General features: G+C 63.1%; 21 protein-coding genes. All 21 read right to left on the bottom strand.

Features of this window, described 5'->3' with window-relative positions; all coding sequences use genetic code 11:
- Positions 1-5: 5 nt before the first annotated feature.
- Positions 6-677, bottom strand: a complete 672-nt coding sequence (locus BLW55_RS18300) for a response regulator transcription factor (protein WP_065818396.1) — start codon at positions 675-677, stop codon at positions 6-8.
- An 88-nt stretch (positions 678-765) separates the two neighbouring features.
- Positions 766-1,077, bottom strand: a complete 312-nt coding sequence (locus BLW55_RS18295) for a hypothetical protein (RefSeq protein WP_007008428.1) — start codon at positions 1,075-1,077, stop codon at positions 766-768.
- A gap of 70 nt (positions 1,078-1,147) precedes the next feature.
- Positions 1,148-1,354, bottom strand: coding sequence for a hypothetical protein (locus BLW55_RS18290; RefSeq protein WP_007008427.1), 207 nt, complete (start codon positions 1,352-1,354; stop codon positions 1,148-1,150).
- A 26-nt stretch (positions 1,355-1,380) separates the two neighbouring features.
- The gene (locus tag BLW55_RS18285; RefSeq protein WP_090329734.1) at positions 1,381-5,343 is read right to left on the bottom strand and encodes a baseplate multidomain protein megatron; all 3,963 of its coding nucleotides are present in this window, start codon (positions 5,341-5,343) and stop codon (positions 1,381-1,383) included.
- 6 nt (positions 5,344-5,349) lie between these two features.
- The gene (locus tag BLW55_RS18280) at positions 5,350-5,826 is read right to left on the bottom strand and encodes an NlpC/P60 family protein (protein WP_425286766.1); all 477 of its coding nucleotides are present in this window, start codon (positions 5,824-5,826) and stop codon (positions 5,350-5,352) included.
- The gene (locus BLW55_RS18275; RefSeq protein WP_090329732.1) at positions 5,823-6,713 is read right to left on the bottom strand and encodes a DUF2163 domain-containing protein; all 891 of its coding nucleotides are present in this window, start codon (positions 6,711-6,713) and stop codon (positions 5,823-5,825) included. Before BLW55_RS18275 ends, BLW55_RS18280 begins: the two co-directional genes overlap by 4 nt.
- The gene (locus BLW55_RS18270) at positions 6,710-7,351 is read right to left on the bottom strand and encodes a DUF2460 domain-containing protein (protein ID WP_090329731.1); all 642 of its coding nucleotides are present in this window, start codon (positions 7,349-7,351) and stop codon (positions 6,710-6,712) included. The genes BLW55_RS18275 and BLW55_RS18270 overlap by 4 nt, the downstream gene beginning before the upstream one ends.
- Before the next feature lie 18 nt (positions 7,352-7,369).
- Complete coding sequence (locus tag BLW55_RS18265) at positions 7,370-7,912, bottom strand: phage tail tape measure protein (RefSeq protein WP_090329730.1); 543 nt, start codon at positions 7,910-7,912, stop codon at positions 7,370-7,372.
- Between the two features lie 23 nt (positions 7,913-7,935).
- The gene (locus tag BLW55_RS20985; RefSeq protein WP_280140481.1) at positions 7,936-8,157 is read right to left on the bottom strand and encodes a rcc01693 family protein; all 222 of its coding nucleotides are present in this window, start codon (positions 8,155-8,157) and stop codon (positions 7,936-7,938) included.
- The gene (locus BLW55_RS18255) at positions 8,154-8,492 is read right to left on the bottom strand and encodes a gene transfer agent family protein (protein ID WP_090329728.1); all 339 of its coding nucleotides are present in this window, start codon (positions 8,490-8,492) and stop codon (positions 8,154-8,156) included. Before BLW55_RS18255 ends, BLW55_RS20985 begins: the two co-directional genes overlap by 4 nt.
- Positions 8,489-8,905 (bottom strand): phage major tail protein, TP901-1 family, encoded by a 417-nt coding sequence (locus BLW55_RS18250; protein WP_025031739.1) that lies wholly within the window; start codon positions 8,903-8,905, stop codon positions 8,489-8,491. Before BLW55_RS18250 ends, BLW55_RS18255 begins: the two co-directional genes overlap by 4 nt.
- Positions 8,906-8,933: 28 nt before the next feature.
- Positions 8,934-9,341: a DUF3168 domain-containing protein gene (locus BLW55_RS18245; protein WP_090329727.1), complete on the bottom strand. Its 408-nt coding sequence runs from the start codon at positions 9,339-9,341 to the stop codon at positions 8,934-8,936.
- The gene (locus BLW55_RS20850; protein ID WP_177175107.1) at positions 9,322-9,486 is read right to left on the bottom strand and encodes a hypothetical protein; all 165 of its coding nucleotides are present in this window, start codon (positions 9,484-9,486) and stop codon (positions 9,322-9,324) included. Before BLW55_RS20850 ends, BLW55_RS18245 begins: the two co-directional genes overlap by 20 nt.
- Positions 9,483-9,818: a phage head closure protein gene (locus tag BLW55_RS18240; RefSeq protein ID WP_090329726.1), complete on the bottom strand. Its 336-nt coding sequence runs from the start codon at positions 9,816-9,818 to the stop codon at positions 9,483-9,485. The genes BLW55_RS20850 and BLW55_RS18240 overlap by 4 nt, the downstream gene beginning before the upstream one ends.
- Positions 9,818-10,387 (bottom strand): head-tail connector protein, encoded by a 570-nt coding sequence (locus BLW55_RS18235; RefSeq protein ID WP_090329725.1) that lies wholly within the window; start codon positions 10,385-10,387, stop codon positions 9,818-9,820. Before BLW55_RS18235 ends, BLW55_RS18240 begins: the two co-directional genes overlap by 1 nt.
- Before the next feature lie 74 nt (positions 10,388-10,461).
- Positions 10,462-11,715: a phage major capsid protein gene (locus tag BLW55_RS18230; protein WP_090329724.1), complete on the bottom strand. Its 1,254-nt coding sequence runs from the start codon at positions 11,713-11,715 to the stop codon at positions 10,462-10,464.
- A 10-nt stretch (positions 11,716-11,725) separates the two neighbouring features.
- Positions 11,726-12,409: an HK97 family phage prohead protease gene (locus tag BLW55_RS18225; RefSeq protein ID WP_090329723.1), complete on the bottom strand. Its 684-nt coding sequence runs from the start codon at positions 12,407-12,409 to the stop codon at positions 11,726-11,728.
- 3 nt (positions 12,410-12,412) lie between these two features.
- Positions 12,413-12,772 carry a DUF6107 family protein gene (locus BLW55_RS18220; protein ID WP_090329722.1) on the bottom strand — a complete coding sequence of 120 codons (360 nt, stop codon included), beginning with the start codon at positions 12,770-12,772 and terminating at the stop codon, positions 12,413-12,415.
- A 57-nt stretch (positions 12,773-12,829) separates the two neighbouring features.
- On the bottom strand, positions 12,830-13,015 hold the full coding sequence (locus tag BLW55_RS18215; RefSeq protein WP_143038461.1) for an LMBR1 domain-containing protein: 186 nt from the start codon (positions 13,013-13,015) through the stop codon (positions 12,830-12,832).
- Positions 13,016-13,268: 253 nt separating this feature from the next.
- On the bottom strand, positions 13,269-13,934 hold the full coding sequence (locus BLW55_RS18210) for a hypothetical protein (protein ID WP_143038460.1): 666 nt from the start codon (positions 13,932-13,934) through the stop codon (positions 13,269-13,271).
- Between the two features lie 730 nt (positions 13,935-14,664).
- Positions 14,665-15,834 carry a phage portal protein gene (locus BLW55_RS18200; RefSeq protein WP_090329719.1) on the bottom strand — a complete coding sequence of 390 codons (1,170 nt, stop codon included), beginning with the start codon at positions 15,832-15,834 and terminating at the stop codon, positions 14,665-14,667.
- Between the last annotated feature and the right edge of the window lie 25 nt (positions 15,835-15,859).

The following is a 15,859-nucleotide window of genomic DNA, read 5'->3' as shown; positions in this document are numbered from 1 at the left end:
GGGGCCTAACCGGCCTCCGGTTCGCGCAATCGATATCCCATACCGCGCACGGTTTCGATCAGGTCCACATCTCCGAGCTTCTTGCGCAGCCGACCGACAAAAACCTCGATTGTATTGGAATCCCTGTCGAAATCCTGATCGTAAAGATGTTCGACCAGCTCCGTCCTTGAGACAACCGTGTCCCGATGGTGCATCAGATAGGCAAGCAGCCGATATTCGTGGGAAGTGAGCTTCAGCGGGATTCCGTCGACATCGGCCTTGGAGGCCTTGGTGTCGAGGCGCACCGGCCCACAGCGCAGTTCCGTCGAGGCGTGACCTGCTGCGCGTCGGATGAGCGCGCGCAGCCGTGCGAGCACTTCCTCGATATGAAACGGCTTGGTCACGTAATCGTCGGCTCCCGCATCGATGCCGGCCACCTTGTCGCTCCAGCGATCACGTGCGGTGAGGATCAGAACGGGCATTTTGCGGTCGTCCTGGCGCCAGCGTTCCAGCACGCTGATGCCATCCATCTGCGGCAAGCCGATATCGAGGACCACGGCGTCATAAGGCTCGGTGTCGCCGAGAAAATGTCCTTCCTCGCCGTCAAATGCCCTGTCCACAACGTAACCGGCGTCGGTCAGCGCCTCGCATATCTGCCGGTTCAGATCCTTGTCGTCTTCGACAACGAGAATGCGCATTAACCCCTCGACCTGGTTCGTTTCAAAATTTGGTTTTGTCGCCGCCGCTGCGCGACACTAGAGCAATTCCAGGATAAGCGAAAACGCTCTAATTTGCGGGTACAACGAATTCGGCCCGCTTCGGACGTTCCCCGTTGCCCCCCGGAATGACCACCACCACCCTGCAGACGGTCTGTCCTCCCTGTGTCTCCGCAGTTGCCTGAACAAGCGTACCACCGTTTTGGGAGGCGACCCGTGAACCGACCGAGTAGCAATCGACGCCCGCCTGGGCTGGCGATGCCGTGGGCCAGAGCAGCACCGGCAGAAGAGCCAGAGCCGCAAGGAAGCCGGGTTTATGTGCGCGATGCCAGAACATGTATCCGATGTACCCCATCGAGGCTGAATAGGAAATGAACAGCATGTCATTTTACCCCGATCCTGCCCTTTCGAAGCAGCGGCGCAACCGCCCGCTGCGCCGCTGCTTCGTTGTGTCACCGTATACGGCTACGGGCCTGGATCCTGCCGAAGATGGCGACCAGGCCGGAAATTGCGGTAACCGCCTGCAGAAGCCCGTCGGATACGGCAGAACTGTCAATATCGCCCAGCGGATAGCCCAGCATGGTTGCCGCCGTCGCTGCAATTGTCACCATCGACGCCCAGATCGTGCGGGACAGGTACCAGGGTTTGCTGTCATTCATCCTTTTTCCTTTCGCTCCTTTGGTGCTCAGCCGGCGACGGAAACTGCCGCCGGTATGCCCGGGCCGACCTGCGCGCTTAGCTGACGCACGGTGAACCGGATTTCAGACGGCGCCACCGGAAAATCAGCAGCCCTCATTTCCGGCGTGTAAGTCCAGTCCGCAGTCTCGGAAGTCACGCTGCGGAGCGGAGCGCCATCGTCACCGGCTATGTCGATCCGATAACGCTCGCTCGTTTCACCAAGCGGCACATCGTCGCCAAGCCAGCTGTCGGCATCCATGCGTCCACGTCGTATCCAGGAAAGTACGACCGCACCCGACGAGGCCTCACGGGCCCTGAGGTGCACCGGTGACAGGGGCATCAGCGCTCTCAGACCACCCGCCGCCCGCATCTGAAAGAAGCGGGCGCTGCCAAACGCCTCGCCGGCGGGGCCTATGCGCCAATGGCGTTCAAGTCCGATCTCTGCGGCACGCAGTCCCACGGCCTGCACGGCCTGATCGAGCAGGATGAATCCCGCCCCATCCGGGGCACCGGCCCTCATTGCATCGTCGGTACCAAGCTGCCCGCGCAGGAGCCCGTCAAGCCGCCATACCGATGGCTCGATCTCATCTGCGGACGTGAACTGCAGCACTTCCCAGACTCCGGCCCCGCTGAACACCGCGGCCGCGTTCGCGCCATTGACGAGCTGCGCCGGCGAAACACTCTCCAATGCGCCGGAAAGAAGCTCCACGGTGATTGTCCGGCTCCGGTCCAGTCGGCCTGAAACGCCCACATCCAGTCCCTCTCTCAGGAACCCTATGGTGGCACGCCGGGCAATCCGGCTCCGCATTTCGAAGCCGCTCTCCTCGGGTGAGGCGAACGCCACGTGGCTGCTCCATGGGGTTGCGTGAACGGCGACACGAAACTGCTCTTCCGCTTCCCTTGTTCCCGGCTGCCAGGGCAGGTCCAGCAACAGCGCGAAGGCAGCGCTTTCGCCCTGCTCGCCATCATCTGCCGGTGGCGTTGAAGCCGCTCGTGCCGCGGGCGCGGGATTGGCGTGTACGCGCCGCGCCTTCACGCTGCTGAACAGGCCGTCTTCAACCTCGGTGACCAGATATCGGGTCGGCCCCGAAACCTCCGGAAGACGCAGGATCGAACCCGGCTGCACCCGATCTGCAGAAAACGGTAGCGCAAAGCGAGCCTCTTCCCGCGCCGCCCAGTGGCGCAGCAGCCAGTCCTTCGCCTGTCTTTCAGCCTCCGGCGCCGCTAATACGCCCGGGAAACTCAAAAAATGCTTTCGTCGTCCTCTGGCGCCGATATGAACCGCGCGCGTCGTCGCGGCCTGGTGGTCGCGCATCTCATCGCGGAAATCCACATGCAGTTCAGCAGGCAACGCATGGTCGGGTTCGCGTATCCGCTCGAAAACGGCGCCATCGGCTTCCGTCGCCAGTTCCGAAACCTCCCGAGCATCCTTCAGGGCCGCTCCCAGCGAGCGGAAAACGAGTTCCCCGTCCCGCTCATGGGCACCGATCCCGAACAGATCGACAATCGGCTCGATGGCAGCCCGTGCGGTGGCCGGATTGGCGACCACATAACCCGCGATCGCGCCATCGCCATGCATCGTTTCCGCTGGCGCCAGACCATGGTCCTTCAGAATAGCGTTGATCAGGTCCCCGACCGTCATGCTGCTTGCGCGGCCATTGAGCCAATGTCCGCATGCCCAGTTTCCGCCATCTCCCCAGATGTCGCCGCGATTGGGAAAGGCCGGGAAGGGCCGTGCATCCCATGCCCACAGGCTGAACATCTTCGGATCGACCATCGGCCCTTGATAGACGGGCGAAACAGGGTTGTGAGACCCCGTTTGCGCCCAATAGGCATAATGCGCCTCGAGCAGACGATGCTGCGCCAGGTCAGAACGTCCGCCGTTTGAAAAGTACGGCAAGGCGTTCTCGGACGACTTGGCATCCGGGAACACGTTCGGCTGGTTCGGCCCCTTGTCGACCGCGGGGCAGCCAAGCTCGGTGAAAATGATCGGTTTGGAGGCCGGCACCCATCCCGTTGGCGAGAGCTGCTCCACACCACCTGGACGGTCGAAATGCTGATTCGACCACCACGAAACCAGATCCTTGTAGCGGAAAACCCAGGGTTTCCCGTGCGCGCCGTCGGTGATGGGCGTGCGAAGCCGCGCGTTCCTGTCCGCCTCGCTCGCATAGTACCAGTCGTAACCTTCGCCTGCGGCGATGTTCGCTTTCAGTCCGGTCGGGTCGTAGGGCCCGGAAAACCCGTCCGGGCTGTCGCCGGCATAGTCCTCGTCGCGCCAGTCGGCGAGCGGCATGTAGTTGTCGATGCCCACCGCGTCGATGGCGTCGTCCGCCCAGAGCCCGTCCAGGTGAAACAGCACATCACCGCTGCCATCGGCAGGACGATGCCCAAAATACTCGGTCCAGTCCGCGCCATAGGTGATCGTGGTCTGCGGCCCCAGAAGTCCGCGCACTTCGTTGGCCATCACCTTTAGGCCTTCGACAAAGGGGAATTGACCGTTCTGATCCCGTAGCCCTGTCAGCCCGCGCAGTTCCGAACCGATCAGGAAACCATCCACACCACCGGCCACCGCCGCCAGATGGGCATAATGCAGGAGAAAACGCCGGTAGCCCCAGTCCTCCGGTTCACCGGTGAAATCGACCGTATCACCTGCCTGCGCAAATTCTGCGGTGCCGGCATTGCCGAGCAAAGCGCTTACCTGCGCGGCAGCCGCTGCCGTCTTGTCGGCGCTTCCCGGGCGCCCCGGCCCCGGGTAGCACGTGATCCGCCCCCGCCAGGGATAGACCGGCTGATGCGCCGCTCCGTCGGGGCTCGGAAGACTGTTGCCGGCAGGCACATCCATCATGATGAACGGATAGAGCCAGACCTTGAGCCCCCGCGCCCTGATTGCCCGGATGGCAGCCACCACCGTATGGTCTGACGGCGTGCCCCCATAGGCGGCACCGTTTTCGGTGAATGAGACGATCGGTGCGTTCCATCGCATGAGGCTGGAAACCCGCCACCTCTCATTTTCGCCACCGCCGAACAGGTGACTGGAGAACGACGAAGGAACCCCCATGAGCGACCAGATGTTTCCCCAATGATTCGGGAAAGCGCTCCCGCCATGCGTGGTCACCATGGGTTTGATCTGGCAGTTGCCTGCCCGCAGATCCGTGCCAAACCAGGAAACCACCAGCGATATGCTTTTCAGGTTGGGCAGCAGCGCCTGCAACTCGTCAAGCGAGGCTTCGAAATCGCTCTCCGCAACCAGCGTATTGCGATTGATTACTTTATGATGTCCGGGTCTTTCATGGATTCTTACCGCATCAGGTGAAAGGCCGAACTCCGTGGAACCGGGAATGAGGGCGACGGAACCGATCTTCCCGTTCAACGCGCCAACCGGTCGAAGAACCTCGAACTGGAGCTGCGGTATGCGCCGCCCATAATCGTCGATCGGTATTCGGTCGATGACGACATAGGCGGTTCCCCGATAGGCTGGCGCGTTGCCCGCCCCCTGTTTCGCCTCGATCAGCGGATCGGGCAACTGGTCCTCGGTTCCACGATAGATCCGGATGTTGACCTTGCTCTGATCCACCTCCTGCCCGTCGGCCCAGATGCGCCGCACGCCTGCGATTTCCCCCTCGCAGATCGCAAAGGCAGCATTGGCGAAATACGCGTATGTCGTTACCTTTGGTCCACCCTTGCCCCCCTGGCGCTCCGTGGTGCTGGTTTCTTCGAAGCGCGTCGCCCAGATCAGTGTCCCGCCGGTGCGCACGGTGCCGTAGAGCCGGGGCAATGGCGCGCCTTCTTCCCCCGAAAACGGCCTTGCCGCCGAGAGGCGTGGCCCTTCGTAGTGCTGAGACCCTCCAAAAAGGGCCCGGTCCACAACATAGCCGGCCAAGGCACCTGCGGCGGTTCCGATGGTCGCGCCGACAGGGCCAAGAAGGCCGCCGATGAATGCACCGGCCGCCTGCAAGACGAGTGTAGCCATGAGTTCCTACTTTCCGGATCTGGAGGGCGCAGGCATCGGGAAGGCAAAGATACCCGCGATGCGCCTGCGCCACTGCGGCACGAGTGGCGACACCACGACTGCGCTTCCCTCATAGGCATGCACGAATGCGTCCCCCGCCGTCATGATGCCCACATGCTTGGCGGGGAGATGCGGGCGCCAGCGAAAAATCACCATGTCGCCCGGTCCTGGTTCTGAAAGCGCCCCCTCCAGGCAGTGCCGTCTGGCTGCTGCAAGGAGCCGGTCCTCTCCTGTGGATTCGGCCCAGTCAGCGCTGTAAACACCGGGATTCTCGGCCTCGCGGCCGAAAACATTCCGCCATACGCCACGGAGCAGACCAAGGCAGTCACAGCCCACGCCCCTACGGCTTGCCTGATGACGATAGGGTGTCCCGACCCAACTCAGCGCCTCTTCCACAATGGCATTTCGCAGGGCCGCTTCTGTCGGAAATTGCCGCTGCATCATTTCACCAGCGCCTTGCCGTCGAAGACACCCTCGTCCCGCACATAGCTATAGGCTGCATCGTCACCGGGAAGATGCGGAAACCCGCGAAAATTCCGCTGGTTCAGGAATTTCGCCTTGCAGGTGGAAAACCGCTTGTCGCACCCGGCGACAATCGTGAATGCGTCTCCCGCATCCCCAGCCAGCGGCGCTTCCCGCCACAGTGACAGCCGAGCATCACCACCAGCGTTCACATGGTTGACCACGCGCTCCTTCCGGCCTGAATGCGCACCGCTGGTCCAGGTCAACACCCCATTGTCAAACCAGCCCGTCTCAAAGGCACCAATCCCCGCAACAACCACGATGCCGCCGTCTTCGACGCGAAGGAGCGTGCCGCTACCCGCAAAGCGACTATCGTTCAGGTTCACGCCGCATCGATGGTCCCCGAGTTCGGCGTCGCAGCCGCGCCCGATGGTTCGCCCATTCGGCTGATCGAGCGCCCAGGCCTCGCTTTCCAGCTCGGCAACGAAACTTCCATCCCGCCGCGTCACCTTGCCGATCACGGCAACACGCAGTCTCTGAAACATCGAAGGGTCCCGCCAGTTGACGAGCAGTGTCTCGACCCTTGCACCGTCATAGAGCCCGGACAGAATGTCCTCCTCCCGGATATCAGAGGCGGAAAGCGCTCCTGCCACGTCCACCGTGTCCACTGAAAGCCCGAACGACGATCTGGCCTCGCTTGCCGTGAAACCCGTCTCCGGCTGGAAATTTGTTCCGTCGCACTGGAGCGCCCTGTCATGATCGGTAAAGCCGAGCACGGTGCCATCGGACCGGCTCAATCGCCAGCAATTGCAAAGACTGGTGACCTCCCCTTCAATGTGCGCGGCCAATGTTTCGCCCGTTGATGTCATGCAAGTATCTCCACAAGCGGGATCGAGGGGATCTGCCCTGCCCTGAAAGCACTCAGGCTCACAGACAGCCGTTCGATATCGAAGCGCACGGGCACGTCGAACACGAACCCGGCTGTTACGACTGCACCCACAGCCGGCACGGCCCCGGGCTGGAACACAAGCTCACCGGTCTCACCGTCGACTGCATAGTCGAGTGACGTTTCCTTCAGCACACCGTCGACGGCCACGAGCACCGCATCGGCCACGGGGTGGGTGATCGGGCGCCTGACCGCCTCCTGCCCCTCGCCATAGGTTTTCACCAGCGCGAAGCGTTCCGTCACGCCATCGCCCGTACCGATGGTCTGATCGTGCTCCGTCGGTGTCTCCGAAGGCCGGCATGATTTCATGTCGAACGGGTCGCGGAACCGAAAGCCGTGCAGCGAGCCGCGCCGCGCCTCGAAGAAGGCAAGCACTTCATGCACGTCATCGAGCGAGCGCAACCCGGTCCCGGCGTCGTAATGCCGCCGCGCCAGCGCCTGTCGCGCATTGCGTTTTTCGCGGCCCGACACCAGTTGCACAATCTCGTTGCGCCGCTCTGGCCCGCCCGTGGCCCCAAACGAGATAGCTAGCGGAAACCGCACGTCATGAAAGGCGTTCATGCCGGTTCTTCTCCTGCCTCAAAAGGTTTTGGCGCCACGCGAGACAGCCCGCGCCAGCATGCCCGTAATCTGGGCCTCCGATTTGCGAAACGATGCAGCGTCCGGCGTCGACACGTTGAAGACGATGTTCGCCGCGGGGGCGCCGCCGCCCGCCGCCACTCCCAGCCGCCCGTCAGCGCCGCGCTGCAGGGGGAGGATCGCCTCTGCGCCCGCCTCACCCATCAACCCCGTACCGCCTGCCATCGGAAAATAGGTTGGCGAGGAGACAATCCCGCCATCTGCAAACGGCACCACGCCGCCCTTGGCGAAAGGCAGGATGCCACCCAAGACGCCGGAAAACAGCGACGAGCCCAGCGCCGCCAAAGGCTGCAGCGCCTGCGACAGCGCCATGCTCGCCAGGTTCATGCCGATGTTGCGCAGCACGTCTTCAAACGATTTTCCGCTGACAACCGCGCTTTTCAGTGCACCGGTCATCTGCCGGCCGAAGCCGTCCGCCAGTTTTTCCAGTTCGCCCAGCGCCTCCGCGAACGGCTTGGTATCCGCGCGGATCTCAAAGGTCATGTCTTCCAAGGTTTTGCCTCCGCTCAGTCTCGGTTTTGGCGATCGGGAAACCGTTCCATCAGCTGATCGAGATCGTTGCGTGCCGGTACACTGACAGCGCTGCCGCACACGGTCTCCAGCGCGCAATTCAGTTCGCGCGGCGTCATGGACCAGAACGCATCCGGTGAAAGCCGCAGCACCCCGAAGGCAAACCCCATGACCTCACTCCAGGGAAAGGGTCTCGCGCGGGGTGCTGCGGCGTTCAAGGGTTTTGCGGCGGTTCCTCCGAGCCACCGAAGGTTGCCATCAGAAGCGCGCTTACAGTGCGGGCAAAGCCGGCCGCCCCCTCGTCGCATCGCATCGCCCGCACGTCTTCCTCGCTCACGGCGTGGCCGCCGCCGCGAAGACCGGCCGCGATCACCCGCAGCATGTCCCGTGCCGAAAGGCGTCCACTCGAAAACCGTGTTGCGAGTTCCCCCAGATCGTCCGCGGCAAAGGCGTCTTCGAGCTCGGCCAGCGCACCCAGCGTCAGGCAAAGCGTGTAGTCCCGGCCGTCGATCCGCGCGGCCACCTCGCCGCGCCTGCGGTTCACGCTGCTCATGGGACCTCCGCAAAGCTCACGGCACCGGCCGATTCCAGCGCAATCTCGAAGGTCACCTCGCCGTCGTGATTGCCGCCATATTCAAGAGCGGTGATCTGGAACGAGCCGGACACCACGCCGAAATCCGGGATCGCGAGTTGCCAACCGGCGATCTCACCGGCGAAGAACCGGCTGCGAATCGCGGCATCCGAAGCCCCGTCCTTGAATATCCCCGATCCGCTTATGGCCGCACGCTGGACGCCGCTGCCGGCCAGTAGTTCGCGCCACCGGCCTGCTGAATCCGCGTCGGTCACGTCCACTGTCTCGCTGTTGAAGGCGAGACGCTTGGCGCGCAGCCCCGCAACTGTCGTGAATGCCCCTGCTCCGCTCGTGTCGAGCTTCAGGAGCAGATCCTTGCCCTTCTTTGCACCCATATTTGTTCTCCAGGGATGTGTTGGTGTGTCAGACCGGCTCGATCACGGCGCGAAAGCGCATCAGGCCGTGATAGGCGATAAGGTCTTCATCGAAGCGGATTTCACTGCCCTCGCGGCGCAGGTTGACCAGTTGATGCCCCGCAACCGGCAGGGACGACCCCTTCAGCACCGTGTCGATCCGATCCATCAGTTGCAGCGCTTCGCGCCGCCCCTTGCCGTTCGACCAGACATTGACCGTGAAAAAATGCTCGCTGCCCTCTTCAGTATCCGTGCTCCAGTCATGAGCACTGGCCGGACCGAACATGACATAGGGATAGGCCGTGCGGGCCGGCGCCAGATCGTAGAGTTTCGCGCCGCCCAGCGCGCCCGTCAGCGCCACATCTGCCGCCAGCGCACCGAACACCGCCTTTTGCAGTTCAAACGCGGCGTCGAGCATTATCACGCTCCTGCGCTTCCAACCTGGCCTTCTCCTTCAGGCGTGAGGCGCGACGCGCCTCTTCCCCCGCCTCTGCGACCCTGTGCGCCAGCCGGCGCAGCGCGCGGGTCAGTCCCTCGCCAGTCAGTTTCATGCTCATCTTCATGTCTGCTTCTCCTTGGCGAGACAGACCAGGTAACGCCCGGTCTCGTCGGGATCGTGCGCCGTCAGGATGGTGAAAGCCCGTGTTGCGCGCACAAGCCGCATGCCGCCGCCCACGCCGGGTCGAAACCGCAGCGTGATGCGATGCGTCACCTCTTCATGGCGCTGCCCCGCGCCGAAAGGTGCCGACGCCCGCACCGGCTCGATGAAACCGAAGACCGTCGCCGTCTCGCTCCAGCTTTCGGTGTACCCGCCCGCCCCGTCCGGAACGAGTGCCGCATGCTGCAGGCTGAGTTCCGTGCGAAACGCACCGGGATCGATAAACTGCACCCGCATCACAGCCTCGGCTTCCGATAGCCCTCGACGAGCCGCTGATAGCCAGCCGGCAGTGAAACCGGTTGATCTTCCGCCCCAAACGAAGTGCGGAATTCGAACCAGTGCGCCACAAGAAGAAGGATGGCGCGCCGCAGAAGGTCCGGCACATCCGTCCCCGCCTCGCCATAGCCGGCCCTGAAATCAATCTCGATGCCATTCAGCAGCCTGCCCGGAAGCGGCCGCGATGCAATCGTCAGCCGCGCCGGTTGCGCATGCACATCGAGTTGACAGGTAGCGGGATCGACAATCGAGGCCGCACCATCGGCATCGAACACCGTCACCGAAAGCACTTCGCGCACCGGCGTCCGGTTCAGATAAAGCACATCGCCCTGCGGCCAGTCGTCCAGCGTCAGCCGCCAGGACTGATCGATCAGCGCCTGTCCGGTTGTCTTCTCCACTTCCTGGCGGGCGGCACGGATCAACCCTTCGATGAGCGCATCCTCGCTCAGATGTCCGATCCGCAGATGCGCCTTGGCCTCGGCAAGCGTCACCGGCTCGACCAACGGATCGACCGTTCGAAATAGCGTCATGCGTGAAACTCCCGTTGAAAAAACGGCCCCGGAACTGCTTCCGGGGCCGCATCGGCATGGTCGTCGAGGGAGGGCTAAACCGTGCCGAATTTCAAAAGCTTGACCGCATCGAAATCCTGAATGCCGCCGCCCACGCGCTTGGTCGTGTAGAACAGCACATAGGGTTTGGCCGAATACGGATCGCGCAGCACGCGAACGCCGGCGCGGTCCACCACCAGGTAGAAGCGGCGGAAATCGCCGAACGCGATGGGTGTCGTGTCGGCGCCGATGTCGGGCATGTCCTCGGCCTCCACCAGTGGGAAGCCCATCAACATGGCGCGGCTGCCCGGCGTGGCCGGCGGCTGCCACATATAGTTGCCGTCCGCGTCCTTCAGCTTGCGCAGCGTCGCCTGCGTCTTGCGGTTCATCACCCAGCTGGCGCTCTGGCGATAGCCCGCCTTCAGCGCATAGACCAGATCGATCAGCACATCCGAGGAGTCCGTTGCCGGCAGCGCGCCTGCGGCGCCGGTCACATTATAACCGACATTGCCCCAGCTCCAGGTGGCATTCGCCACCCGAGCATAGCTCAGGAAGCCCTTCGGCTTGTTGATCCCGTCACCATTGACGAAAGCCGCGCCCTCCTGCTCTGCGAAAGCGGTTTCCACCTCGCTGGCGATCCACTGGTCGAGATCGACCACCGCATCGTCGAGCAGCATCGCCGTTGCCGCCGGCATGGCGTAGAGCTCGGCCGTGGGAAACTGCAGTTCGTCCAGCGTTCCCGTCGCCGTTTCCGGGCGCGCCGCCGTCTCTGCCACCCAGCCCACCGCCGGGCCGGTCACCGCAAACGGCTTTTTCAGAACCGCACTCGAAACCTGCCGCACCGAGGCGATGGAGCGGATCGGAGAGAGTTCCGCCAGCCGCGCGCCGATGGCTGCCTCCGTTTCATCCGGCACCAGATAGCCACCATCCGGCGCCGAGCCATAGGACATTGCCTTTTCTTCAAGCGAGCGCATGCCGCGCTCGTCGCCCGAACGCATATAGGCGTCAAACGCCTGTTTGCGCTCCAGGTCATGAAGTGCCGCGCCGCCGCGCCCCAGCACCGGCCGCGTCTTCTTCAGAACCAGCGTGTCCAGCGCCTGTTTCTGCTCGTCGAGCGCCTGCGAAATGCGCTCCACCTTATCCACCGTCACCACATCGGCACTGCGCGTCTCAAGCTGTTTCAGCTTCTCGTTGTTGGCTTCCTTGAAGGTCTCGAACGCGTTCATGAATTCATGGAAAGCGCCCGTCACATCGCCCTCGTCCAGCGCCGATTTCACCTCCGGCGCGCGTTTTGCCTGTCCTGCCGTCATGTCTTCATCCTCAATCGTTGAACATGCGGGCCGCGCGGCGGATCACCGCCGCCAGCCCGTCATCAAAGCCCCGCGCGGCGTCCCGCTCGCGTTTCAAAGCGCCAAAGCCCTTGGCGATCACCACCCGGGCCTCGCGCCGCGTCAGGCCGGCATCCCGCGTCAGCCAACGCTCGAAGTCGCGCGCCGTGGGCAACGGCGCGCCCCTTCCCTCCGTCTTCACCTCGTCCACACGCGCCTCCGGCAGCATGGGAAAGGTGACCACGGAAATCTCCCAGAGATCCGCTTCCACAATGCGGCGTACGCCGGTCTTCGCCTCCGTCTTCGCCTTTACGGTGCGAAAGCCAATGGAAAGCCCGTCGAGCGCCCGGTCGCGCATCAGCTCCCAGACCTCCCGCGCCCTGGCGACACCAAGCGCCAACCTTCCCCGCACCAGAAGGCCGCGTGCGTCTTCGCGCAGTTCCTCCCAGGTGCCGATGGGCTGGTTCGGGTCGTGCTGGAAAAGCATGCGCACCCCGGCCGCCCCGCGCTTTTCGAGCGAGCGCGCAAACGCGCCCCGCTCCACCGCGTCACGGCCAAGGTCGACCTTCCCGAACAGGCTCGCATAGCCAGAGAACGTTCCATCCGCCTCGACCGTCTCGATATCGAGCCCGGCATATTTGCGCTCGTCGGGCATCGGCGCGATCTTTGCCTGCATGCTCTAGCGTCCTTTCTCATTGTGAAAAGTGTCGGCACGGCCATGCGGCAGCGGCGCAATCGGGCGCGCCTGAAAATACCGCAGCGCAAGCCCAATGGCGCTCCAGGCGCAAAGGCTTGCCACAGCCGCTCCCATCAGCATGGTTTCGGCCGCCCCCAGCCGTTCCGCCAGCTCCAGAATTTCGGCGAGCTTCAGCCCCGTCGCCCCGCCGAAAACCATTCCGCACACCACACCGACAGCAAAGCGGATCGCCGCATCGCGCCGGTGATTGGGCAGGATATAGGCAAGCGAAATCGCGGAGCCGGCCACAGCGCCAGCCCCCTTTGCGAGCCATATCCAGCCCGCATGGGTCATGTCGGTCATGGGAAAAATCCTCGTTCGGGATCTTGTTCAAATATCCGGGCTCAAATGCCCGGCCGTCTACGCAGCATCGAAACGCCAGGCGCCCCTCATGGTGCGCCTGACGCGTGGATCGTCAAACAGGCGTTCCAGCAGTCTTCTTTCGCAGCAAAGCAGGCGCTCCCGGCGCTCACGCTTGGCGACAGCCTTCGCCAGATATCGATACAGTTCCGCCTCACTGCCGGTATCCTGGTTGCGGTAGATCACACCATTTCCACTTTTGGCATTGCGCTCAAATCTGTACCCGTTCCGAAAGAGCTCTTTCAGCAACCGCCTGCGTCCCCAGAGAGGATTAAAATGGGGAATCGCCCCGCGGGTCAGCTCGTGAAATCGTTCACGCGCCTGTCGAGCAACAGCTTCGAAATGAAGTATTTCACCGTGTATGGTGGACGTGGCGCTTGTCGATCCACGCGCTCCCAGCCGAGAGAAAGACAACCCGTCATCACACCGATTGCGGGTTCTACCGGTCTTCCGGAATCTCCACTTGCAGCAACTGCCCGGCCAGCCGATCGACCCTCTTTCGATTCGGCACCAGCTCAGGAAGCATGCGCTCCGCAGCAAGCAGATGATACTTCAGGTCCTTCTCCGAAACGCCATCTTTCAGCAAGCCGTAAAAAGTCCACATCTGATCGGTGTAGGTGCGGTCGAGCTTTGTAAGATTCTCCACCAGTTCCGGGTTCCACTCCGCCAGAAGAATGCACAGGATGCGGTCCAGCGTCTGGCTGCGCGCGGTCCACCATTCAGTCCCGCGTTCATATTCGAGCTTCAGGCCGATAAGAGCACCCGCCTCCCCGATGACGACCTGCGGAATGTTCATTCTGCCAAAATCGCCCTTGCTGCAGGTCCAGTAGCCATCATCCGCAAGGACAAACCAGCTCTCCATGGAACGCAGAAACTCCACAGTTTCAGCCTCCGACATGGGAGGACACCTGCCAGGTTTCACCGTATCCCACGAGAACTGCGCAAGTCCTTTCCGGTGCAGAGACCTAACCGCCTCACAAAACTCAACCAGATCACTACGGGAAGGTGGCTCGAACACCGTATTGATCAGGGTAAAAACGTTCTGTTCCCAACTTTCCTCCAATGTGGCAAGCAAACGGTTGCAGACTTCATCGATCGTGGTCACTGAAAGTTGCCTCACTGGCCATCGGGAATAGGAACGTGTCGTCCCTCGCGACGATTTGGGACTTTATACCTATAGTAGTATTGCATCAACCATTTACCGGGATCCGTGTTCCTTAGCGGTGGCTCTCTATTGGGACGCCTCATGATACGGACTTCAGTGTCTTGGGCGTAGTTCCTGTAGATAACACCTTGCCCGGTATCCGCAGGTCCTTTGTATCGGTATCCCGCGTTGCGCAACTCTTCCAATAAGCGCGTTCGCCCCCACAATGGATCGAACTCCGGAATTGCACCCCGGGTCAATTCACCAAAACGCTTCCGCGCTGCCGTCGCCACAGCCTCCAAATCCCTGATTTCACTATTTATTCCCGGTCCCCTCAGCCGTTCCCCGAAACTCCATCGAGGGTCGAGCCTGCGTACCTTGTAGAGTTCGGTGCGCGCCTGCATCGTAGCAATCTCGAGACGCGTGATCTGCGCGAGCGATGCACCCGGATAGCGCCGGCGCATTCGCGCAATACGCGATGCCCGCCCGCTTGCCGGCACCACAACGGACCCACCCCCGTCCGTCCACCGCCCTCCACCGGGATTTCCCGCCGGAACGCGCGGCTGAAGGCGCCATCTGGGGTTGTGTTTCAGTGCCCGTTCCAGCCGCCCTGCAGCAGCCAGCAGCCGGACCCATGCCGCCTCCCCGCGCATTCGGGCGGCAAGCATTTCCGTATCCACCATAAAGCGCCTCACTCGCCGCGCGGGCCATAGCCCACGGCCCGGCGTTTTTCCTCGTCGCTCAGGAAGTCGGCTGCGCCCACCCGGCTCCACAGCGCCTCGCGCTCGGCGGCTAGCCCCTCGATGCCATCCGCGTCGTACCAAAGCCGCACGCCAGCGCCGAACACCGGCTGGAGCCAGGCGGAAAACTCCTTCGCCACCCGCCCCACAAGCGGCAGCACGGTCAGGCGGTAAAAGGCCCGGTTCGCCTCCTGATAATTGGCATAGGTGTTGTCGCCGGGAATGCCGAGCAGCATGGGCGGCACGCCGATCGCCAGCGCGATGTCGCGGGCGGCGCCATTCTTCGCCGCCATGAAATCCATGTCGCGCGGCGAAAGGCTCATCGCCTTCCAGTCGAGCCCGCCTTCCAGAAGCAGCGGCCGCCCGGCGCGGGCGGCACCCGCGTAACCCTGTTCCAGTTCCACCTTCAGCCGGTCGAACTGGTCGTCGGAAAGGTTCCCGCCCTCCTTCGGCGCATAGACCAGCGCGCCCGAAGGCCGCGCGGAATTGTCGAGCAGCGCCTTGTTCCAGCGCGCCGCCTGATTGTGCGTGTCGAGCGCCATCAGCGCCGCGCCCAGCGGCGCGAAACCATAGTGATCGTCGAGCGGATGAAAAAGCGTGAGTTGCAGCGCCGCCCCCGCCTCCAGCGGCACGCGCTCGCGCGCCTTGCCCTCGCGATAGTCCAGCGCCACCGGCCAGCCGCCCGCATCCGCCACCACCGACACCCGGTCCGGCCGCAAGAGATGCAGTTCGCGCGTGCCGGTGCCCGTTTCCAGCATGCGCGGATAGGCATTGCCCGACAGAAGCAGATGCCCGTAAAGCGCTTCCATGAAGCCGCTGCCCGCCTGGCGCTGGTTGGGCCGTGCCATCATCTCCAGCACGGGATGCGCGTCGTGCTCGCGTGCGCCTTCGTAAAGCAGCCAGGGGATCGCCGCCGCCGCCTCCGCCACAAGCCGCACGGCGCGATGCGCGATCGGGTTGGCCATAAACCCCTCGCGCGACATCGCGGCATAGTCGCGCCGCGTAAACCGCGCCTCCGCCTCCCGGTGCAACGCGACGAAGCCGCCGGCATGCATCTGTTTGGTTTCAACCGGCGCGACAGCACCTCCCGGACGCTTTGCCCAGGGCCAATACCAAGCCATGTGATTTTCCCGATCCGTGTTTCTT

The organism is Nitratireductor aquibiodomus, assembly GCF_900105565.1.
Lineage (GTDB): Bacteria > Pseudomonadota > Alphaproteobacteria > Rhizobiales > Rhizobiaceae > Nitratireductor > Nitratireductor aquibiodomus.
This window is presented reverse-complemented; position numbering and strand designations above follow the sequence as displayed.